Here is a 19,553-nt window from a genome sequence, read left to right as displayed (position 1 = left end):
CTCAGTCGAGGGTGACGCCCATCGGCTCGTTGTCTTCGGCTTGCTCCAGCAGCATCTGCTTGTAGCGGGCGGCCATCTCCTCGGCCTTCTCAAACACCTTCTGGGGATCGGTGAGCATGTCGCCGGGCTCTGGCTCGAGGGCCTTGGTGGACAGGGAGATGCGGCCCCGCTCGGCGTCGAGGTCGATGATCATCACCTTCATCTGATCGTTCACGTTGAGCACCGTGTGCGGCGTCTCGATGTGCTCGTGGCTGATCTCGGAGATGTGCAGCAGGCCGCTGACGCCACCGATGTCGATGAAGGCGCCGTAGGGCTTGATGCCGCGCACGGTGCCCAGCACCACTTCGCCCACCTCGAGGCGGTTCATCTTGCGCTCCACCAGGGCGCGGCGATGGCTGAGCACCAGGCGGTTGCGCTCCTCGTCCACCTCCAGAAACTTGAGGGGCAGGAAGTCGGCCACCAGCTCTTCCTTCGCCTTGCGGGTGCTGATGTGGCTGCCGGGGATGAAGCCGCGCAGACCTTCCACCCGCACCAGCGCACCACCGCGGTTGGTGGCAAACACTTCGCTGTAAATGGTGGCGTCTTCCTTCTGCAGCTGACGCACCCGCTCCCAGGCCCGCTGGTACTCAATGCGGCGAATGGAGAGCGAGAGCTGGCCGTCCTCGTTCTCCTCACTCATGATGAAGAACTCCCGGATCTCCCCGGGCTGGAGCACGTCGCTCAGGCCCTCGACCCGGTTGATCGACACCTCCTGCAGGGGCATGAAGGCGGCTGTCTTGGCGCCGATGTCGATCATGGCGCCCTTCGACTCGAGGGCAAACACGGTGCCGTTAACGACGTCGCCGGGCTTGAAGTTGTAGTCGTACTTGCTCAGCAGCGACGCAAATTCATCGAGCGTGAAGCCCACGCCATCGACGTCGTTGCGGGATGCGGCGCGGCTGCTGGGGTCGTCGGCGGTGGGAACCTCTTCCGGAATGGCCAGGTCGAGATCGTCGGCCGTCTCAGCGGCGAGATCGAGGTCGGCCTCGGCACTGACAGCGTCGCTGCTGAGCGATGGCGTGCTGAGCGCTTCAGTGGTGGCGTCGGAAGGGGTCACGGTCATGGAAGGTTGGCGGCCTGCCGAGGGCAGTGCGAAGGATTGGACGATCTGCCCGCCAGCAGACACAGTCCGATCCGTTACTGTACCAACGTGAGCGGCCCCGGTTGGTGACGTGATCAGGCTGGCTTGGCGACGTGCTCAGCCGATGGCCGCCAGGCTCGGCTGGCCGCGCAGGTGGCTACCGCTGCGTTTGTGCAGGCCTTCAAGGGTGGCGACAAAGTCGCTGATCCCCTGGAATTGCCGATACACCGACGCAAAGCGGACGTAGGCCACTTCGCTCATCTCGCTGAGATGTTGCAGCACCAGCTCGCCGATTTCGCCACTGGTCACCTCGCGCCCGCTGCGCTGTTGCAGCTGCAACTCGATTTCGTCGACCACCCCTTCCAGTCGTGCGGGCTCAAGGCCGGTTTTTTCGCAGGCCCGCAGCACACCGTGCAGCAATTTGGCCCGGTTGAAGGTTTCCCGGCTGGAGTTGCGCTTCACCACGGTGATGGGCACCGTTTCCACCCGTTCATAGGTGGTGAAACGAAATTCGCAATTGAGGCATTCACGCCGTCGTCGCACACTGCGCCCGCTGTCGGCTGCCCGAGACTCGAGCACCCGGCTGTCGGTGTGTTGGCAAGAGGGGCATTGCATCCCCGAACGTCCGGGCGTGTTTCTCAAGTTTAGACAGCGTTTTTTCATTTGGAAAGGCCTGCTTTTCTGTTTGCGGCAACAAAAAAGCCCCTGCCGGGGCAGGGGCTTGGCTCAGAGATGGCCAATTATTTGCCGATCTTCGGGGGATCGCGAAAGGCGATGGCAAAGAAAAGCGTGGAAATGGCCAGAGCCAGGATCAGGATGTAAGCGAAGCTTTCCATGGATGTCCTCGAGGGTTCTGGCGGTCAGCTGAGGGTCGTCGTGCCGGCAGGGGGCACGTAGCCCTCTGGCAGACGACGGGTGGACTTGTCGCCCAGTTTCTGGAACAGACCGAATTCCACCTGCTCACCAAGATCCGGATCAATGCCGGCGAACACATCTCGGTAGAGGGTGCGGGCGCCGTGCCAGATGTGGCCGAAGAAGAACAGCAACGCGAAGGTGGCGTGGCCGAAGGTGAACCAGCCGCGGGGTGAGCTGCGGAAGGTGCCGTCCGAGTGGTAGGTCTCGCGATCGAACTCGAAGGCTTCACCCAGCTGGGCCTTGCGGGCCAGCCGCTTGACGTCGGCGGGATCGGTGAAGGTCTGACCGTTCAGAGCACCGCCATAAACGGTGGCGGTGACGCCCGTTTGCTCGAAGGAGTACTTGGCTTCAGCCCGACGGAAGGGGATGTCGGCTCGCACGATGCCTTCCTGGTCCTGAAGAACCACAGGGAAGTTCTCAAAGAAGTTGGGCAGACGGCGCACTTCAAGGTCGCGGCCGTCCTTGTCGGTGAAAGAAATGTGGCCGATCCAGCTGGTGGGCAGGCCATCACCATTCACCATCGGGCCGACGCGGAACAGACCGCCCTTGGCAGGGCTGTTGCCCACGTAGTCGAAGAAGGCGAGTTTCTCAGGAATCGACGCGTAGGCCTGCTCCTTGGTAGCGCCGTTGTCCAGGGCCGTTTGCACGCGGCGGTTGATTTCCGCCTTGAAATAGCCCTGGTCCCACTGATAACGGGTGGGGCCGAACAGCTCGATCGGGGTGGCGGCAGCGCCGTACCACATCGTGCCGGCCACGATGAAGGCAGCAAAGAACACCGCGGCGATGGCCGACGCCAGCACGGTTTCGATGTTGCCCATGCGCAGGGCCTTGTAGAGGCGCTCTGGCGGACGGGTGGTGATGTGGAAGATGCCAGCGATGATGCCCACAATGCCGGCGGCGATGTGGTGGGCCACGATGCCGCCAGGGTTGAAGGGGTTGAAGCCTTCAGGACCCCACGAGGGTTGCACCGGTTCTAAATGTCCGGTGATTCCATAGGGGTCGCTGACCCACATGCCTGGGCCAAACACACCGGTGAGGTGGAAGGCGCCGAAGCCAAAGCAGGCGAGGCCGGCAAGCAGCAGGTGGATGCCAAAGATCTTGGGAAGATCGAGGGCCGGCTCCCCGGTGCGGGGGTCTTGCCAGATCTCGAGATCCCAGTAGGTCCAGTGCCAGATGGCGGCCAGGAAGAGCAGGCCGCTGAAAATGATGTGGGCAGCAGCCACACCTTCGAAACTCCAGAAGCCGGGATCGACTCCGGTTTCTCCGGTGATGCTCCAGCCACCCCAGCTGCCGGTTACGCCGAGACGGGCCATGAAGGGCATGACAAACATGCCCTGGCGCCACATCGGGTTGAGCACCGGGTCGGAGGGGTCAAAGATGGCGAGCTCATAGAGCGCCATGGAGCCGGCCCAGCCGGCAACCAGGGCGGTGTGCATGAGGTGCACGGCGAGCAGTCGGCCCGGGTCGTTGATCACGACCGTGTGCACCCGATACCAGGGCAATCCCATGGGGGGTAGTTCTGGGTGGGTTGGGCGATCGTAAGGGGAGCCCAGGCCACCGCGCGGCCGAGGTAACGGACCGCAACGGCCTGACCCACAATGGAGATCGCAGCAGCTCGTTTCCCATGCCCGTCATCCGGTTTGTGCGCGAGGGGCGTGACGTGGAGTGCTACCCCGGTGAAAACTTGCGGGAGGTGGCGCTGCGCGAGGGAATTCAGCTCTATGGGCTCAAGGGAACCCTGGGCAACTGTGGGGGGTGCGGCCAGTGCATCACCTGCTTTGTGGCCATTCCAGAGGGAACGGGCAGCCAGGTGCTGAGCGGCCGCACCCCTGTGGAAGACCTGAAGCTGAAGCGGCGTCCCCAGAACTGGCGGCTGGCCTGCCAGGCCCTGGTGCAGGACTCATTGCTGGTGCTGACGCGTCCCCAGGTGGGGTTGGCGGATCAGGACGCTCTGCTGGAGGCAGCTCTGGCCCGGCCTCTGCCCCCCGGCCCCACGGCCTGGCCCACTCCACCGGAGCTGGAAGACGACGATGGGGAGCCAGAGGAGCAGGGGCCAACCGCAACGAGCGATGAAGCCTCCTGAAACCCGCCCATTTGGCGGTGATACCCTCCCAGAACTTCCCTTTCAGCCATGGAAACCAACGATCTCGGCTTTGTTGCCAGCCTGCTGTTCGTTCTGGTTCCCGCGGTCTTTTTGATCATCCTGTACATCCAGACCAACAGCCGTCAGGGGGGCTGAGCCCGGAGGGCGGAAGGGCTCTTTAGCGGCGCCCTTCCGGTTCGCGCACCAGCAGCACCGGTGCCGGGGCGTGCACCCGGATGTAGTCACTCACCGAGCTGCCCAACAGGCGGTCGATGTCGACCAGCCCCCGGGCCACCACAGGTCGTCGGTCCTGGGAGGCGATGACCAGCAGGTCGGCCTTGAGTTCTTCGGCCGCAGCACACACGGTGCGTCCCACATCGCCGCTGCGATGCAGCGCCTTCAGTTCCACGCCGTAGCCCCGGGCCCGTTGGGTTGCCTTTTCGAGCACCTCATCGGCGGGGGATTTGCCCCCCCGTGAGGGGGTGATGTCTTGGCGGGTGACATGCACCCCGGTGAGGCTGCCACCCGGGATCTCACGCACCAGTTCACAGGCCAGCTTGAGGGCGTCATCCCCCACGCCGGTGCCATCGATGGTCACCATCAGCCGGTTGATGTGGCGCACGTAGAGGTCGTCGCGCACCAACAGCATCGGCCGGGTCGACAATTGAAAGACGTATTGGCTGGCGCTGTTGCTGAGAATCGCTTGCAGCCGGCTCATGCCGCGGGAGCCCATCACGATCAGATCGCTGTCGAGTTCATCGGCCACCTTCAGAACGGTCTGCTTGGTGTCGCCCTGGCGAATGATCGTGTTCACCTCGCTGGGGTTGAGACCCATGCGCTGCACGGCGTCCGCAGCGATGGCGGCGGCCTGTTGGGAGTGTTCGGTGAAGCTCTCGCCCGCCTGCTCAGGCACCACGTGCAACAGGTTGATCCGGGCCTGGCGAACGGCGGGGATGTCGCGCAGCATGCGCACCATCACCTCCACATGGCCCTTGCCGGAATCGGCGATTAAAACGTTGCGAAACACGGGGACGACTCAATGAAGCAGGCTCTCCGCAAGCCTATGGCCGATCCCTGGAGCCCTGTCGTCTGCTGTGCAGACCGTGATGGTCGGGCCGGGTTGCGGGGGTTCCAGCCATGAAGGCCTTGGCCGGATGGTTGCTGGAGCGGCGGGTGCTGCCCCAGCACACTGATCACGCGGGCGTGATGTGGCATGGCGCCTATTTGGGCTGGCTTGAGGAGGCTCGGGTGGAGGCCCTGGCGGCTGCGGGGCTGGCCTACAGCGATCTCTCGGCCCAGGGGCTGGAGTTGCCGGTGGTGCGGTTGAGCATCGATTACAAGCAGGCCCTGCTCCACGGCGATGTGGTGCAGATCTGGAGTGAGGTGCTGCCGCGTCGTGGTTTGAAGTTGCCCTGGCGCAGCCGGTTTGTGGCGGCGGATGGGGGTGTGGCCGCCGAGGCGCAGGTGGACCTGGTGCTGGTGGCCGGGGTGGCCGGCTCGGACCAGCGCCGGTTGCTGCGCCGGCTGCCGGCAGATTTGGAGGCCGCGGTGGCAGCCCTGGTGCGCGGCCCGCTCTAGGATCAGTACATCTGTACTGAAAGCGGGTATGGCGGGGCGGGGTCGGGCTCGGGGGCTGGGTCTGGGGCTGGGTCTGGGGCTGTTGAGGGCGGCCGATCGCCAAGGCTGGAATCGGGAGCAGCGTCTCTGGTGGTTGTTGTGGTCGGGGTGTCCGGGTATCGGCTTGAGCCGATTGATGGCCATCCGCGACAGCTTCTGCGGCTGGGCGGCGGCCTGGGCCTCGCCGACGGAGGCCTTTGCGGCCCTGGCGGGCTTGGGCCCCGCCAGCTGCCGTCAGTTGGAGCGCTACCGCACCCACTGGGGGCCTGATCCCTTGCCCCGCTTGGCCCACCAGCTCCACGGCGGCAGGCGGGTGGTGCTGCCCGCCGATCCCGCTTTCCCGCCAGCGTTGCTCGACTTGGAACGCCCGCCCCTGCGGCTGCATTGGAGCGGGCGCGGCTGGCTGTGGCCGCTGTTGCATCGCCGGCAGGCCATCGCCGTGGTGGGCACCCGCCGGCCGTCCCGCCATGGCGAAGCCATGGCGGAGGCGATCGGTGCGGCCCTGGCCCAGGCCGGCTGGCCGGTGGTGAGTGGCCTGGCGGAGGGGATTGATGGGGCGGTGCATCGGGGATGCCTGGCCCACGGGGGCCGGCCCGTGGCGGTGCTGGGCACCCCGTTGGAGCGGGTGTATCCGCGCCATCACGAGGCTCTCCAGGCCGAGGTGGCCGCTGAAGGATTGTTGGTGAGTGAGTTGCCCGCGGGCACGGCGGTGCAGGCCGGCCATTTCGCGGCGCGCAATCGTCTTCAGGTGGGGCTCGCCCAGGCCGTGGTGGTGGTGGAGTGCCCGCTGCGCAGCGGCGCCCTGCATTCGGCCACCCTGGCGATGCGCCAGGAGTTGCCGCTGTGGGTGGTGCCAGCCGATGCCGGCAAAGCCTCAGCAGCGGGCAGCAATCGGCTGCTCGCTCAAGACGCCACGGTGCTGCTGGAGCCCGCCGATCTGATCCGCCAGCTCGGGCCGGGCCCTTTGGCCCCGGCCGATGCACTCCCTCCGTCGCAGGCGCAGGCTCTGGGCACGGTGGATCCGGCTCTGGTCTCGGCCCTAGGGCGCGGCGCCTCCCTGGAGCAGCTCTGCCTTGCGCTTGATCAGCCTGCGGCCGTGCTGGCTGCCCGCCTGCTGGCCCTCGAGCTACGGGGGCAGGTGCGGGCTGAGCCGGGGCTGTGTTGGCGCCCGATCTAGAATCGATCCATGCAACAGGTGCAGCTCGATGGTGAGCAGTGGTTGGCCTGGCGGCGGCGGCAACTGGCCCTAGGGGGTACCCCCGCAGCCTTCGATTGGCTAGTGGACCTGGCCGGTGGTCTCTCCTGGCAGCAGCAGCAACAGCTGAGGCTCTCTCCCCAGCAACCGGTGCGGCTGACCTGTGGGCTGTCGCGGCTCGAGGCCCTCTGGCAACGCCATCTCGACACCGCTGAGCCCCTGCAATATCTGGTGGGCCTTTGTCCGTGGCGGGATCTGGAGCTTGCTGTCGCTCCTGGTGTGCTGATTCCGCGGCAGGAAACCGAGCTATTGGTGGAGCTGGCCCTTGCGCTGCTGGGCCAGGCCTGCCCCGGCCGTTGGGCCGACCTCGGCACCGGTTCGGGTTGCTTGGCCCTCGCATTGGCGCTGACCTGGCCGCACAGCCACGGCATGGCCGTTGATTGCAGTGCCGTGGCGTTGCAGCAGGCGGCCCACAATCTGGAGCGGGGCGGGGTGATCGAGCGGGTGCAGCTCCTGCAGGGCAGTTGGTGGCAGCCCCTGCGCCCCTGGTGGGGCGGGTTGGAGCTGGTGGTGAGCAATCCTCCCTACATCCCCACGGCGGTGTGGGCTGGCTTGGATCCGGTGGTGCGGGATCACGAGCCGGCCCTCGCCCTCGATGGTGGCCCCGATGGGCTTGATGCCCTGCGCGCGATCGCAAAGGAGGCGGCCGCCGCCCTGGCGCCCGGCGGGTTGCTGGTGTTGGAGCACCATCACGACCAGAGTGAGGCGGTGATGGCTCTGCTGGCCGCAGCGGGGCTCGAGCAGGTTCAGGCCCATGTTGATCTGGAGGGCCAGCAACGCTTTGCTTCAGCGCGCCATGGACTCACCTGACGACACACCGGCGATGGGGTCTGATTCCGCACCGAGGGCGTTGCCAGCCCCAACCCTCTCCGCCCCGGCTCTGGCCGATCAGTTGCAGCGCGGCTCAGCGATGTTGTTTCCCACCGACACCCTGCCGGCTCTGGCGGCGTGCCCCAACCAGGCCCACCAGCTGTGGACCCTCAAGCAGCGCCCGCCCGATAAGCCCTTGATCCTGATGGCAGCCAGCTCCGAGCTGTTGCTGGCTGCGCTCGGGTTGCCGCTGCAGCCCGCCTGGCTGGAGATGGCGGCCTGGGCCTGGCCTGGTGCGGTCACCCTGGTGTTGCCGGCCACCGGGCCAGTGGCGGCAGCCTTGAACCCTGGCGGCGCCAGCCTGGGCCTGCGCCTGCCGGCCAGCCCCGAAGCCCTGGCTCTGCTGCAGCTCTCGGGCCCCCTGGCCACCACCAGCGCCAATCTCTCCGGTTGCCCGGCCGCCACGACTGCCGAGCAGGCTGCCCAGCAATTTCCTCAGGTTCCCCGTCTGGCGCCGTTGCCATGGCCGATGGCTGGCGGCCAGGCCAGCACGGTGCTGGCCTGGGGGGAAACGGGGCAGTGGCAGGTGCTGCGCGCCGGTGCTCTACTGCCACCAGGGATCTAGCGCAAGTTGATGGCCGCCCTTGCTCTGATGGTGCTCCTGGCGGTGGCGGCGTTCCACTGGTTCATGCAGCCGCTGCTGCACCTGCTGCCGGTGCTAATGGAGTTGTCGTTCCTGCCGTGGGCGCTGTTGGCTCTGGGGCTGTGGTTGTTGGCCGGGCGCCCGGTTGGGCCTTAAGCGAGCCTTCGGGTTAAGGGGTTTTGGTGCGGGGTGCGCTGGCGCTGCCCTTGGCCGGGCTGGCTGCTGGCGCTGCAGGCGTGGCCGGGATCGGTTTGGCGTTGGCACAGAGATGGGCCACCATCAGGTCTTCGCCGCCCTGGCTTTTCGACTCCTCCTGCGACAGCGGCAGCCGCCATTCCCCCCAGGCGCCCTGGGCGCCTTGATGACTCACCCGCAGGGTCTCGCAGTGCACCGCTACCTTGCTGGTCACCTCCGGCGCGCCACAGATGCTGGTGGTGGTGCGGACGCCGCCCTCCGCCACCCTCCAGGCACTCCAGTCGTAGCGGCAGCTGCCGAAGCTTTTCCAGCGCGGGGCTTTGAGTTGTCGGATTTTGTCGAGCAGAACCTGCTCCTTGGCGCTGGTTTGCCCCCCTCCGGCGGCGGCTGGTTTGCCGTTGGCATCGCTTGGGCTAACGGCCGGAGTTGCCACTGGCGTAGCCCCCTGGGCGTGAACGGCCCTGGTGGATTCCAGCTGCAGGATCAGGGCGACCAGGCCCAGAAGGCTCCAAAGGGGGATGGGCAAGAGAGGCACAACCAATCGGCCCATCCAGATTCGCCCATTCGGCGGCTTCCCACCATGCCGACCCTCCAGGACGGGTGGTCTACCAAGAGCCGGCTAACGGATTTGAACCGATGGCCTTCGCTTTACAAAAGCGCTGCTCTACCACTGAGCTAAGCCGGCCTAGGAGGCAGAAATCCGCTCTCCAATGACGACTTTATCGTTCGGCCAAGGCCCAGAGCAGCAGCTGGGTGCGGCTTTGACAGCCGGTTTTGGCCAGCAGGCTCGACATGTGGCTTTCCACCGTGCGCGGGCTCACGATCAGGGCTGCAGCAATGGCCTTGTTGCTGTGGCCCCGTTCCAGTTCCTGGAGCACGCGCCGTTCTGCGGGAGTGAGTTCCGCATTGGCCATCTGAATCGGCAACGACATCGGGATTCCAAGGGCATCTGCCCCAGGATTCCCACACTGGGCAGCTTGGCCTTAGGGGCCGACTTTGGCCTCCAGAGCGGCGTCAGCCGTGGGAGAGGGCAGCTTGGCGCGCCGGATCGGCAGGTTGGCCACCAGCGCCGTCACCCGGTCTTCTGTTTCGAGGGTGACATCCCCTTCCTCAAAGTCAATTTCGACGTAGCGGCTCACCACCTCGAGGATCTCCCGCCGCATTTGTTGCAACAACTCGGGGTTGAGGTCGCTGCGGTCGTGGGCCAGCACCAGCTGCAGCCGCTCCTTAGCGGTGTTGGCGCTGGCGGGTTGCCGGCCCAGCAGTTTGTTGATCACATCGCGCAGGGTCATCGGCTTCAGAAGATCTTGGTTTGCATCAGGCGGCCGATCTTGGCCCGGAGGCCCTGGCGCTCCTTGCTCGGATCGATCAGGGGCACGTCTTCACCCTGGAGGCGGCGGGCCACATTGGTGTAGGCACGCGCCGCCGGCGAGCCGTTGCCATTGAGGGTCAGGGGCTCGCCGCGGTTGGTGCTCACGATCACCTGCTCGTCTTCCAGCACCAGCCCCAGCAGGGGCAGGGCCAGGATGTCGGTGACATCGCTCACCGCGAGCATCTCCTGGTTGGCCATCATCTTTGGCCGCACCCGGTTGAGCACCAGCTGAATGGGCTTGACCCCTTCGCTGTTGAGCAGGCCAATCACCCGGTCGGCATCACGCACCGCCGATACTTCCGGCGTGGTGACCACGATGGCCTCCCGTGCTGCCGCCATGGCGTTCTTGAAGCCGCCCTCAATGCCGGCGGGGGCATCGATCAGCACGTAGTCGAAGTGCTCGCCGAGCATGGCGGCAATCTTCTGCATGTCGTCGGGCTGGAGCCAATCGAGCATGCGGGGGTTGCCCGCCGGCAGCAGCGCCAGATTGGGTTCCTGCTTGTGCTTCACCAGGGCCTGTTCCAGTCGGCAGCTCTCCGAGAGCACCTCCTGGGCGGTGTACACAATGCGGTTTTCCAGCCCCAGCAGTAAGTCGAGGTTGCGCAGGCCGAAGTCGGCATCGAGCACGGCGGTGCGTGCTCCCTGCTTGGCCAGGGCGATGCCGAGATTGGCGGTGAGGGTGGTTTTGCCCACGCCCCCTTTGCCGGAGCAGATCAGGATGTAGCGGGTTGACGCAGCGGCCACGGCGAAGGCTGGATTGCCGGCAGGTTAAGGCCAAAATCCAGGGTTGCAGGTGTTCTAGCTGGCATTGCCGCCCCTCCACCAGGGTTTACAACGGATGGATCTGGCACCCGGTCGGGATGACTGAGCTCACGGACCCGCAGCCGGCTCTACCGCAGGACTATCAACACCATCACCAGCAGCTGCTGGTGATGCCCGACGACGGCGTTGAGGCCGTGGTGGCCCTGATCGACGGGGCCCAGGAGTCGCTGCGGCTCAAGCAGTTCAAGCTCCAGTCGGAGGCCATTGAGCAGGCACTGCTGCGCGCCCACCAGCGCGGGGTGCAGGTGCGGGTGATGCTCAATCCCCACACCTCCGGCGGCGACCGCTGGAACGATGAGGCCCATGCACGGCTTGGCGCCTGGGGCATCGCGGTGGCCTGGACCAGCGAGGCCTTCCCGGTCACCCATGAGAAGTCGCTGGCGGTGGACCGCAGCTGTGCGTTGATCTCCACCTTCAACCTCAGCGACAAATATTTCACCCAAACCCGCGACTACGGCATCGTCAGCTATGCCACCCCGGTGGTGGAAGAGGTGATTGGCGGTTTCGAAGCCGACTGGAATCGCACCTTTTTCCACCCCGACCTCAGCGTGGGGCTGGTGTGGAGCAGCGTGCACAGCCGGGGACAGATGGCTCGGATCATCGACATGGCCCGCGCCACGCTCTGGATCCAGCACCCCAAATTTGTGGATGCCGTGATCCTCGAGCGGTTCATTTCCGCCCGGGAGCGGGGCGTGAAGGTGCGCCTGCTCTGCGGCGGTAAGCACGGCATCTCCGACTGGGACATCTACGACACGTTTTCGTCGTTGCGGGTGATGGAGCGCTTCGGCGTGAAGGTGCGGCGCCAGAAGCACTTGAAACTGCACGCCAAGCTGCTGCTGGTGGATGGGGCCTACGCCCAGACCGGCTCCATGAACATCGATCGCAGTGCCTTTGACCTGCGCCGGGAGCTGGGCATCGAATCCGATGCCCCCGAGGTGGTGGCCCGGCTGCGCGCCACATTCCAGGCCGATTGGGAGGCGGCAATGAAATATCACGCCCCCGATCCGCTCGATCCCAGCCTCCATGAGGCGGGCGAACTGCCGCCCGATCCCCATTTCGTGCATGACTGAGCCCGCAGTAACAGCCCCGCCCAGCCCACTGGCCCCTCGCCCCAGCCTGGTCCAGTTGTTCTGGGGCATGCTCCAGGTGGCCCTCTCGGCCTTTGGCGGCGGGCTGTCGGCTTGGAGCCAGCGGATTGTGGTGGAGCAGCGCCGTTGGATGACCAACGAGCAATTCCTCACGGGTCTCACTGTGGCGCGGCTGTTTCCTGGGCCCAACCAAATCAACATGGCTGTGTACATCGGCGCCGACTTCCACGGCCTGACCGGTGCCCTGGTTGCCCTGGCCGGGATGTTGCTGCTGCCCTTCACCCTGTTGATGGCGGTGGGCCTGGCCTACTTCCAGTTCCACGACATCCCTTCGGTTGATCGGGTGCTGGCGGGGGTGGTGGCCGCGGCGGCCGGCATGGCCCTCTCGATGGGCTTCAAGATTCTTGATCAGTATTGGAACGATCGGGTTGCGCAGCTGCTGGCCGCCGGCGTGTTCCTGGCGCTCACGGCCTTGCACGTTCGCCTGATTCCGGTGGTGTTGGTCGCCGGCCCATTGGCGATGGCCTGGTATTGGCCGCGCCGCCCGTCGTCGCCATGAGCCTGGAGCTTGCTGCGGCGGCGGCCGTCTGCGAACCCGCCCCTCTCACCGACCTGGGCACCCTGCTGCAGGTGCTTTGGCAGTTTTTGTCGCTGTCGCTGTTTTCCCTTGGCGGTGGCAACACCCTGCTGGCGGAATACCACCACCTGGCCGTGGCTCAGTACTGCTGGCTGAGCAATGCCCAGTTCGCCGATCTCTACGCCCTGGCCGAAGCGGCGCCCGGGCCGAGTTCGATGTTGGTGGGCTTGCTGGGCCTCGGGGCCAGCTGGCGGGAGGGGCCGCTGTGGGCCCTGCTCACTGCCTACGGCGCCGAAGCCGCCATCCTTCTGCCCTCCACCCTGCTGATGGTGGCGGCCTGCCTGAGCTGGAAGCGACTGGAGCATTCCCCCTGGCGGGTGGCATTTGAGCGGGGGATGGGGCCGATCACCCTGGGGATCCTGTTTGCCGTGGGGCTCAAGATTCTGCGCACGGCCGACACGAATGTTCCCGGCGTGGTGGTGTCGCTGGTGGTGTGCGTGCTGATGCTGCGCACCCGCCTCTCACCGATCTTGTTTATGGCGGTGGCCGGTGTGCTGGGCGGTCTGGGGGTAATCAACCGCTGAGGGGCCAGGTCGGTTGGGCGGGGTCGATCTGAATGGCTCCATCCACAATCCGGGCCTCTTCGGCCAACCCTGCCGGGGGCAAACCCTCCGGCCCGCGGGCCACCGCTGCGGCGATGCGCAGCTGCAGGGGGCGCAGTTGCAGGGCCACGATGCGGGCCTCGCTGTTGCCTGTGCAGCCGGCATGGGCGATGCCCCGCAGGCGGCCCCACACCAGCACGTGGCCGCCGGCGGAGATCCGTGCTCCGGGGTTCACGTCCCCCAGCAGCAGCACCGTTCCATCCGCTTGTAGGTGGTCGCCGGAGCGCAGCGTGCCCTGGTGCACCAGCAGCCCCGCCTCGCTGGCGCTGGCAGGGGCTTCACGGGCAGCGCCGTTCCCATTGCCGGGGGGATGGGGCCAGTGGCTCTCAAGGCCCAGGCCGGCGGCGGCCACATGGGTGTGGGGATGGCCGCTGGTCAGGGCCACCAGCTGCAGCTGCCGGCTGGCCAGGGTGGCCTGGATTTCGCTGAGCTGGCTGAGGCCGAGGCGCCAGGATCGGGCATCGAGCATCACCGCCCCTTGCACGGGGCCATCGGCGAGCAGGGCTGCGCTCTCAACGGCGCTGCGCACCAGGTTGGCGGCTCCACCTAGCGCCGTGGTGGCCAGGGCGGCATCCACCTGGGGCGCTGGCAGCACCAGCCGGTGGGCCCCCTGGCCCGATCGGTCTGCCGTGAACACGGCGCCACCAGCTGGTTCCATTCCGCCAGGTGATCCCGCGTCCATCAGCACCTCCGCTCAGCGGCCCAGCAATTGGCGCAACTTAGGGGCCACCTCCGCCGGATGGATCAGCCAGGCCAGCTCCACCGGCACGGTGAGGCTTTGCACCAGGGTGGAGCGTTGCTCCAGGGCCTGAAGGCGCTCGCCGTCCCAGATCCGCAGCCCCCCTTTGTAGGGGTGATAGCCGCGGGTTTGGCGCTGCTGCAGGCCGCAGCTGGTTTCGGCACTCAGGCCCTCCGCTTCGCTCAGCTGCCGCGCCGCCGCCAGCAGCTCCAGCCGCTGGGCCGGCTCACAGTGGCTCACATCGGTGGCCTTGAGCAGGCGTCGCTCCAGCAGTCGACGGCAGGGATTCTGCAGCTCGGCCGGCCCCTCCTCCATCCAGCGCATCAGGTGGTAGCCGGTGCGGATGTCGTCGTTGGCCAGGAAGGTCGGCAGATCGAGCTCGCTCGGGTGCCAGAGCCAGCGGTTCATCACCCGATCGGCCCACACCCGCTCGGGCCCGAGCCGACGGGCGGTGGCGATGGCCTGGTTCAGCAGCCAGTTGCACACCACATTGAGGCGGTGGTTGTAAACGCTGCGGTACATCAGATTGCGCACCACCAGGTAGTGCTCCACGGCCATCAACCCCTTGGGGCTGAGGGCCAGCTGGCCATCGGGGGCCAGGGTGAAGGCGGCCAGGATCCGCTCCAGATCCAGCCGGCCATAGGTGGTGCCGGTGCTGTAGCTGTCGCGCAGAAGGTAGTCGAGGCGGTCGCAGTCGAGTTGGCTGCTCACCAAGGCCTGGATGGCCGGGTTGGCATAACGGCCGTGCTCGAGCAGATCGGCCACGGCGCTGGCCGTGCCTGGTGCATGGGCCTCCAGGCGGTCCCGCAGGGCCGGATGCTCCCGGATCAAGCGGCCCGACCAGGCTTCGTGATGCAGCCCATACATTTCTTCGCCGGAGTGGCTTAGGGGGCCATGGCCCACGTCGTGGAGCAGGGCCGCGGCATAAAGCACTCCCCGCTGGGCGGCCAGTTCGGGATGGCGACGCTCCAGCTGCTGCAGGGCCAGCCGGGCCAGGTGCAACACCCCCAGCGAATGGGTGAAGCGACTGGATTCGGCGCCATGGAAGGTCAGGAAGGCTGGCCCCAGCTGGCGCACCCGGCGCAGGCGCTGGAAGGGGGCCGTATCGACCAGGTCGATGGCCAGGGCTTCGGCCGGATCGGCCCCATCCAGGCGGATCGCCCCGTGCAGGGGATCGTGATAGGTGCGTTCCCCCATGGTCAGAGGTTGCCCTCCAGGCGACTGGCCAGCAAGCGGCCGGCCTGCTCCAGCCAGGCGTCGTCGTCGCCGCCAGGATCGAGGGGCTCAGGTTGGGGCAGGGCCAGATCGGGTTCGATCCCCTGGTTCTGGATGTCCCGGCCGCTGGGGGTGAGGTAGCGGGCCACGGTCACGGCCAGCCCGCTGGTGTCGCCCAGGGGGATCAGGGTCTGGATCAGCCCCTTGCCGAAGGTGCGCGACCCCACCAGCTCACTGCGGCCGTTGTCCTGCAGGGCGCCCGCCAGGATTTCGCTGGCGCTCGCCGTGCCGCCGTTCACCAAGGTGAGCATGGGCCCGTCGTAGAGCCGGCCTGGTCTGGCCTGCTGGGGTGAGCTGAGCCCATCGCGATCCTGGGTCTCAACGATGGGTGTGCCATCGAGCAGATCGTTGGCAACGGCAAGGCCCGCACTCACCAACCCGCCGGAGTTGTTGCGCAGATCCAGGATCAGCGCCTCGATGTCTTTGCCGTTGAGGTCGGCCAGGGCTTCCTGCACGTCTTGCGGCACCGGCTCGGAAAACTGGGTGATGCGCAGGTAGCCAAGGGTGTGGTCACCCACCCGCAGCCGCTTGCTGCGCACGGGGCGCAATTCCACCTGGCGGCGCTCCAGTTCCGCCTCCCGCACCTGTCCGGCCACATCCAGCTCCACCAGCACCCGGGAGCCAGACGGCCCCCGCAGGGCGGCGGCCGTTTGCTCCAGTCCCAGCTCTGCGGTGGCCTGGCCATTCACCCGCAGCACTTCGGCGCCGCTGGGGATCTGGGCTTCGGCGGCGGGCGAGCCGTCCAGCGGGGCGATCACCACGATCTGTTGGTCACCGCTGCGCAACCCCAGCTGCAGCCCCACGCCAGTCACCGTGCCCTGGGTGTTGGAGCGCAGGGTGGCGTAGTCGTCGGGCCGCAGCAGCCGGGTGTAGGGATCGCCCAGGGGGGTGAGCATCGCCTCAATGGCGTCGTAGGCGTCGCCGGAGCTTTGGATTGGCTGCTCCAGGGCTTTTTGGCGCAGCCGCTTCCAGTGCACCTGGTCGAAACGCGTGGGATCGACGTAGCTCTGGTTCACCAGGCGCCAGGCATCCACCACCAGCTGCTGGGTGTCGCTCAGGGCCAGCAGCCCGCCGACGGGGGCCGTCAGCAGGGCCAGCACCAGCAGCCCCCCCAGCAGCGGGCGCCACAGCCATGACCAGCCTGGCTTCAAGGTCATTGCAAAGGGTGGAGAAGGCCTGGTGCTGGGGTGCGGGGCACTCACGGGCGGCTCGGCGCGATCGGTAGACTCTCGCAACCAAACCACCCAGCTGCATGGCGAACACACCTGCTGGAAACTCCGGTCAGGCCGCGAACCCGGTTTACAACTGGTTCGAGGAGCGCCTTGAGATCCAGTCGATTGCCGACGACATCTCGGCCAAGTACGTGCCGCCCCACGTCAACATTTTTTACTGCTTGGGCGGCATCACGCTGGTCTGTTTCCTGATCCAGTTCGCCACTGGGTTTGCGATGACCTTCTATTACAAGCCCACGGTGGCTGAGGCCTACGCCTCGGTCCAGTACCTGATGACCGACGTCAGCTTCGGCTGGCTGATCCGTTCGGTGCATCGCTGGAGCGCCTCGATGATGGTGCTGATGCTGATCCTGCACGTGTTCCGCGTCTACCTCACCGGTGGTTTCAAGCGCCCCCGCGAGCTCACCTGGGTCACCGGCGTCACCATGGCCGTCATCACCGTGTCATTCGGCGTCACCGGCTACTCCCTCCCCTGGGATCAGCTCGGCTACTGGGCCGTCAAGATTGTGTCTGGCGTTCCAGCGGCCGTGCCCGTGGTGGGCGACTTCATGGTGGAACTGCTGCGCGGTGGTGAAAGCGTTGGCCAATCGACCCTCACCCGCTTTTACAGCCTCCACACCTTCGTGATGCCCTGGCTGCTGGCCGTGTTCATGCTCATGCACTTCCTGATGATCCGGAAGCAGGGCATTTCCGGTCCCTTGTGACCCATTGATTCGGCGGTCTCCTCCGCCGGTTCATCCCCTCTAGTCTGCGTTCACTGTCCTCAGAGATCCCTGCTCCCGGCACCCCGCCATGCACATCCTCAAGAAGCCCGACCTCACCGATCCCAGCCTGCGCGCCAAGCTCGCCAAGGGCATGGGTCATAACTACTACGGTGAGCCCGCCTGGCCCAACGACCTGCTCTACATGTTCCCGGTGGTGATCCTCGGGACCATCGGCTGCATGGTCGGTTTGGCCGTGCTCGACCCCGCCATGCTGGGTGACAAGGCCGATCCCTTCGCCACTCCGTTGGAGATCCTGCCCGAGTGGTACCTCTACCCGGTGTTCCAGATCCTGCGGGTCGTGCCCAACAAGCTGCTCGGCATCGCCCTGCAGACCATGATCCCCCTGGGTCTGATGTTGGTGCCCTTCATCGAGAGCTTCAACAAGTTCCAGAACCCCTTCCGCCGTCCTGTGGCCATGGGCGTGTTCCTGTTCGGCACCGTGTTCGCCATCTACCTCGGTATCGGCGCAGCCCTGCCTATCGACAAGTCGCTCACCCTGGGTCTGTTCTGATCCGTCCTAAAAGGTTTATTTGAGCCGCGGCCCTGGTTGCGGCTTTTTTGATGGTGATCGCCGCTGGTTTCAGATCAGGCCGCCACTGGCATTGAGATCCAGCAGGGCCGCGTCCTCGGGCTTGACCCGCAGGATGTGGTGCAGCAGCAAGAACCCCACGATCGTCCAGGTCTGGTAGGTGCGGGCCTGCTGGCCCACCCAGGTGCCGGTGGGCCCATCGAAGTATTCGGCCCATTGCTGGCGGGGCAATTGGTTGAGTTGGCTCCAGTAGCACTCCTCGAGCATGGCCTTCATCTGGCCCATCAGCAGCACGTCGGCGGCCGGGTGCCGCTGCTCGTGCAGCAAGATCGCCCCGCCGAGATACCAGAGCAAGCTGGGCCAGTGACCGCCGTTGTGGTAGCTCCAGGGCCAGTTTTTGGGATCCGATCCGGTTTTTTCGGCCCACTCCTCCACCTCCCTGGGCGGATGGCAGATCCGCATCGGCATCTGCGCCATGAGGTGTTGGCGGTTGTGCAGCACCAGGCGGAACAGGGCCCGTTGTTGGGGGGGTTGTCAGCAAGCCGAATAGGCAACCCAGGGAATTGCCAAGGCTGTAGAAGCGGAAGTCGGGTCGCCCGGTGCGCATGTTGCCGATCAAGTAGCCGCCGCGGTTTTCCAGCCAGTCCTGCAACCAGGGCGGCACCACCTGGGGCTGCACGTTGAATTCGTTTTCGTGTTGCTGGTCTCCGTATTGCTCGGTGGGTCGGCGCCGCAGCACCTGCATGGTTTTGCTGGTCACCCAGTAATGCTTGAGCAGGAAGGAGCGCAAGTCGTGCAGCCACTGGCGGGTGAGCACGAGCCGTTGGTCGAGCAGCCGGCTCATGGAGCCCGTCTGGGCCAGTTCCATCAACTGGCAGCAGCTGCGCAGGCAGCCAAACAACAGCACCTCCACTTCCAGCGGTGCGCCCCACACGGTCCATGGGGCGATCAATCATGAAGGCGCAGTCGGGCACGAACAGCACCGGGGTGCCCTCAAAGGTGGGGTGCAACACCAGATCCAGCAGCAGTTGCACGCCCCGTTGCACCTTCTGGCTGGCGCCGAATTCCACGTCGCGGCTGTGCTGCATGTAGAGCCAGCACAGCACCGGCCACCAGAGGCTGGCGTCCACCGAGCTGATCCGGCCGATCGAGCGCTGTCCGTAGTCGGCGATCAGCACGCCGTTTTGTTCCACGAAGCTGGTGGGGAACACCCCCCGGGTCTGGTAGGTGCTGCTCTGCAGATCGAGGCACACCGTCAGGAAGTTGCGCACGATCTCGAAGCGCCCCTGCACCAGCAGGTAGAGCATCACCGGCACGTTGTCCCGCAGGAACACCTCGCCGTAGTTGGCGGCGGCACTTTTGTTGGGGTGCTCCAGTGCGGCGACGGAGCCGACCAGTTCGCCGCGAACCCGCACCAAGGTGCGTTCGAAGTGCTCTCGGGCGCTGGCCACAACTGCTTCTTCCTTGGAGCTGGGGCGAACCCGCAGCTGCTCCTGGCTGAAATGCCTTCCCATGGCCGCACCATAGAAGCGCCAACCGATTTGGTCAGCAGCACTGTGCTGCAGGGGCTTTGGCTAATTCCGCTGTCGCCTGCGACACCATTTCTTGCGGTCTGGGCAGCTGAGGTGTTATGTTGTTGAATTGCGCGCAAGGGGAAACCCGAAAGCGAGCAGGCTTATGGCAGAAGGAGGCGAGAGCCGACGGTGTTGTAAGTTTTCTGAGTCGCCAGGAGGCGACGTTCCGCCTAGAGCTCCCGAGAGGGGGAGGAAGCGGAAGCACCTGGACAACCGAAAAGTTTAGGAACTGACGCTTTCACTGCGTCATGCTGAAGCTGGGAGCCTGCACCGCCTGAGAG

At 66.0% G+C, this 19,553-nt stretch carries 24 protein-coding genes, 1 tRNA gene and 1 pseudogene; 12 read left to right on the top strand and 14 right to left on the bottom strand.

Translation table 11 applies throughout. The annotated features are described in order from the left end of the window. Nucleotide 1: 1 nt before the first annotated feature. The 4 genes from KBY65_RS09945 to psbB all read right to left on the bottom strand — a co-directional run bounded on the left by KBY65_RS09945 (nt 2) and on the right by psbB (nt 3,543). Nucleotides 2–1,102 carry a 30S ribosomal protein S1 gene (locus KBY65_RS09945; RefSeq protein ID WP_094561581.1) on the bottom strand — a complete coding sequence of 367 codons (1,101 nt, stop codon included), beginning with the start codon at nt 1,100–1,102 and terminating at the stop codon, nt 2–4. Nucleotides 1,103–1,237: 135 nt separating this feature from the next. After that, on the bottom strand, nt 1,238–1,735 hold the full coding sequence (gene nrdR, locus KBY65_RS09940) for a transcriptional regulator NrdR (protein WP_094561582.1): 498 nt from the start codon (nt 1,733–1,735) through the stop codon (nt 1,238–1,240). 125 nt (nt 1,736–1,860) lie between these two features. After that, nucleotides 1,861–1,956, bottom strand: coding sequence for a photosystem II reaction center protein T (locus tag KBY65_RS09935; protein ID WP_010314684.1), 96 nt, complete (start codon nt 1,954–1,956; stop codon nt 1,861–1,863). 24 nt (nt 1,957–1,980) lie between these two features. Then, entirely contained in the window at nt 1,981–3,543 is a 1,563-nt protein-coding gene (gene psbB / locus KBY65_RS09930) for a photosystem II chlorophyll-binding protein CP47 (RefSeq protein WP_094561583.1), read from the bottom strand. Between the two features lie 116 nt (nt 3,544–3,659). On the opposite strand from psbB, the gene KBY65_RS09925 reads away from it, so the two are divergent. Together KBY65_RS09925 and psbM are read left to right on the top strand one after the other, a co-directional pair. Then, complete coding sequence (locus KBY65_RS09925) at nt 3,660–4,118, top strand: 2Fe-2S iron-sulfur cluster-binding protein (protein ID WP_094561599.1); 459 nt, start codon at nt 3,660–3,662, stop codon at nt 4,116–4,118. Nucleotides 4,119–4,166: 48 nt separating this feature from the next. After that, complete coding sequence (gene psbM, locus KBY65_RS09920; protein WP_015109223.1) at nt 4,167–4,274, top strand: photosystem II reaction center protein PsbM; 108 nt, start codon at nt 4,167–4,169, stop codon at nt 4,272–4,274. A gap of 22 nt (nt 4,275–4,296) precedes the next feature. On the opposite strand, the gene KBY65_RS09915 is transcribed toward psbM, so the two are convergent. Further along, nucleotides 4,297–5,145 carry a universal stress protein gene (locus KBY65_RS09915; RefSeq protein ID WP_255001483.1) on the bottom strand — a complete coding sequence of 283 codons (849 nt, stop codon included), beginning with the start codon at nt 5,143–5,145 and terminating at the stop codon, nt 4,297–4,299. Between the two features lie 110 nt (nt 5,146–5,255). On the opposite strand from KBY65_RS09915, the gene KBY65_RS09910 reads away from it, so the two are divergent. From KBY65_RS09910 to KBY65_RS09890, 5 genes are all read left to right on the top strand, one after another. Continuing rightward, nucleotides 5,256–5,696, top strand: coding sequence for an acyl-CoA thioesterase (locus tag KBY65_RS09910; RefSeq protein WP_255001482.1), 441 nt, complete (start codon nt 5,256–5,258; stop codon nt 5,694–5,696). A gap of 175 nt (nt 5,697–5,871) precedes the next feature. Further along, nucleotides 5,872–6,912 (top strand): DNA-processing protein DprA, encoded by a 1,041-nt coding sequence (locus KBY65_RS09905; RefSeq protein WP_233128774.1) that lies wholly within the window; start codon nt 5,872–5,874, stop codon nt 6,910–6,912. 9 nt (nt 6,913–6,921) lie between these two features. Continuing rightward, entirely contained in the window at nt 6,922–7,800 is an 879-nt protein-coding gene (gene prmC, locus KBY65_RS09900) for a peptide chain release factor N(5)-glutamine methyltransferase (protein ID WP_255001481.1), read from the top strand. Next, the gene (locus KBY65_RS09895) at nt 7,787–8,425 is read left to right on the top strand and encodes an L-threonylcarbamoyladenylate synthase (RefSeq protein WP_315860071.1); all 639 of its coding nucleotides are present in this window, start codon (nt 7,787–7,789) and stop codon (nt 8,423–8,425) included. The genes prmC and KBY65_RS09895 overlap by 14 nt, the downstream gene beginning before the upstream one ends. Nucleotides 8,426–8,434: 9 nt before the next feature. Further along, the gene (locus KBY65_RS09890; protein ID WP_198953903.1) at nt 8,435–8,599 is read left to right on the top strand and encodes a hypothetical protein; all 165 of its coding nucleotides are present in this window, start codon (nt 8,435–8,437) and stop codon (nt 8,597–8,599) included. A 13-nt stretch (nt 8,600–8,612) separates the two neighbouring features. Here KBY65_RS09890 and KBY65_RS09885 read toward each other — a convergent pair whose 3' ends face one another. The 5 genes from KBY65_RS09885 to minD form a co-directional block, all read right to left on the bottom strand. Next, nucleotides 8,613–9,164, bottom strand: a complete 552-nt coding sequence (locus KBY65_RS09885) for a hypothetical protein (protein WP_143592920.1) — start codon at nt 9,162–9,164, stop codon at nt 8,613–8,615. Between the two features lie 87 nt (nt 9,165–9,251). Then, nucleotides 9,252–9,323 (bottom strand) — tRNA-Thr (locus tag KBY65_RS09880). A 34-nt stretch (nt 9,324–9,357) separates the two neighbouring features. Then, complete coding sequence (locus KBY65_RS09875; protein ID WP_094561590.1) at nt 9,358–9,570, bottom strand: response regulator transcription factor; 213 nt, start codon at nt 9,568–9,570, stop codon at nt 9,358–9,360. Nucleotides 9,571–9,621: 51 nt separating this feature from the next. Next, entirely contained in the window at nt 9,622–9,930 is a 309-nt protein-coding gene (gene minE / locus KBY65_RS09870) for a cell division topological specificity factor MinE (protein ID WP_094561591.1), read from the bottom strand. Nucleotides 9,931–9,935: 5 nt separating this feature from the next. After that, the gene (minD, locus tag KBY65_RS09865) at nt 9,936–10,754 is read right to left on the bottom strand and encodes a septum site-determining protein MinD (RefSeq protein ID WP_094561592.1); all 819 of its coding nucleotides are present in this window, start codon (nt 10,752–10,754) and stop codon (nt 9,936–9,938) included. 116 nt (nt 10,755–10,870) lie between these two features. Here minD and KBY65_RS09860 point away from each other — a divergent pair, with 116 nt between their 5' ends. The 3 genes from KBY65_RS09860 to KBY65_RS09850 are packed head-to-tail and all read left to right on the top strand — an operon-like array spanning nt 10,871 to nt 13,081. Continuing rightward, entirely contained in the window at nt 10,871–11,902 is a 1,032-nt protein-coding gene (locus KBY65_RS09860) for a phospholipase D-like domain-containing protein (RefSeq protein WP_255001480.1), read from the top strand. Then, a complete protein-coding gene (locus KBY65_RS09855) occupies nt 11,895–12,479 on the top strand; it encodes a chromate transporter (RefSeq protein WP_233128776.1) in 585 nt (194 codons plus the stop codon). Before KBY65_RS09860 ends, KBY65_RS09855 begins: the two co-directional genes overlap by 8 nt. Beyond that, complete coding sequence (locus tag KBY65_RS09850; protein ID WP_094561594.1) at nt 12,476–13,081, top strand: chromate transporter; 606 nt, start codon at nt 12,476–12,478, stop codon at nt 13,079–13,081. The genes KBY65_RS09855 and KBY65_RS09850 overlap by 4 nt, the downstream gene beginning before the upstream one ends. On the opposite strand, the gene minC is transcribed toward KBY65_RS09850, so the two are convergent. The 3 genes from minC to ctpZ are packed head-to-tail and all read right to left on the bottom strand — an operon-like array spanning nt 13,071 to nt 16,330. Next, nucleotides 13,071–13,817: a septum site-determining protein MinC gene (minC, locus tag KBY65_RS09845; RefSeq protein ID WP_255001479.1), complete on the bottom strand. Its 747-nt coding sequence runs from the start codon at nt 13,815–13,817 to the stop codon at nt 13,071–13,073. The two genes, KBY65_RS09850 and minC, sit on opposite strands and share 11 nt — an antisense overlap. A gap of 36 nt (nt 13,818–13,853) precedes the next feature. Next, nucleotides 13,854–15,095: an HD domain-containing protein gene (locus KBY65_RS09840; RefSeq protein ID WP_255001478.1), complete on the bottom strand. Its 1,242-nt coding sequence runs from the start codon at nt 15,093–15,095 to the stop codon at nt 13,854–13,856. A 2-nt stretch (nt 15,096–15,097) separates the two neighbouring features. Continuing rightward, nucleotides 15,098–16,330, bottom strand: a complete 1,233-nt coding sequence (gene ctpZ / locus KBY65_RS09835) for a carboxyl-terminal processing protease CtpZ (protein ID WP_254988828.1) — start codon at nt 16,328–16,330, stop codon at nt 15,098–15,100. Between the two features lie 95 nt (nt 16,331–16,425). On the opposite strand from ctpZ, the gene petB reads away from it, so the two are divergent. Both petB and petD read left to right on the top strand, forming a co-directional pair. Beyond that, nucleotides 16,426–17,109, top strand: coding sequence for a cytochrome b6 (gene petB, locus KBY65_RS09830; RefSeq protein ID WP_094561597.1), 684 nt, complete (start codon nt 16,426–16,428; stop codon nt 17,107–17,109). An 88-nt stretch (nt 17,110–17,197) separates the two neighbouring features. Then, nucleotides 17,198–17,680, top strand: coding sequence for a cytochrome b6-f complex subunit IV (gene petD, locus KBY65_RS09825; protein WP_094561598.1), 483 nt, complete (start codon nt 17,198–17,200; stop codon nt 17,678–17,680). A 69-nt stretch (nt 17,681–17,749) separates the two neighbouring features. On the opposite strand, the pseudogene KBY65_RS09820 reads toward petD, so the two are convergent. Beyond that, nucleotides 17,750–19,212: pseudogene (locus KBY65_RS09820) on the bottom strand (glycoside hydrolase 100 family protein). Nucleotides 19,213–19,553: the final 341 nt, after the last annotated feature.

The organism is Cyanobium sp. Alchichica 3B3-8F6 (assembly GCF_024346435.1).
In the GTDB taxonomy this organism is placed as follows: domain Bacteria; phylum Cyanobacteriota; class Cyanobacteriia; order PCC-6307; family Cyanobiaceae; genus Cyanobium_A.
The sequence above is the reverse complement of the archived record's forward strand: the minus strand, read 5'-3'. Positions and strand labels throughout refer to the sequence as shown.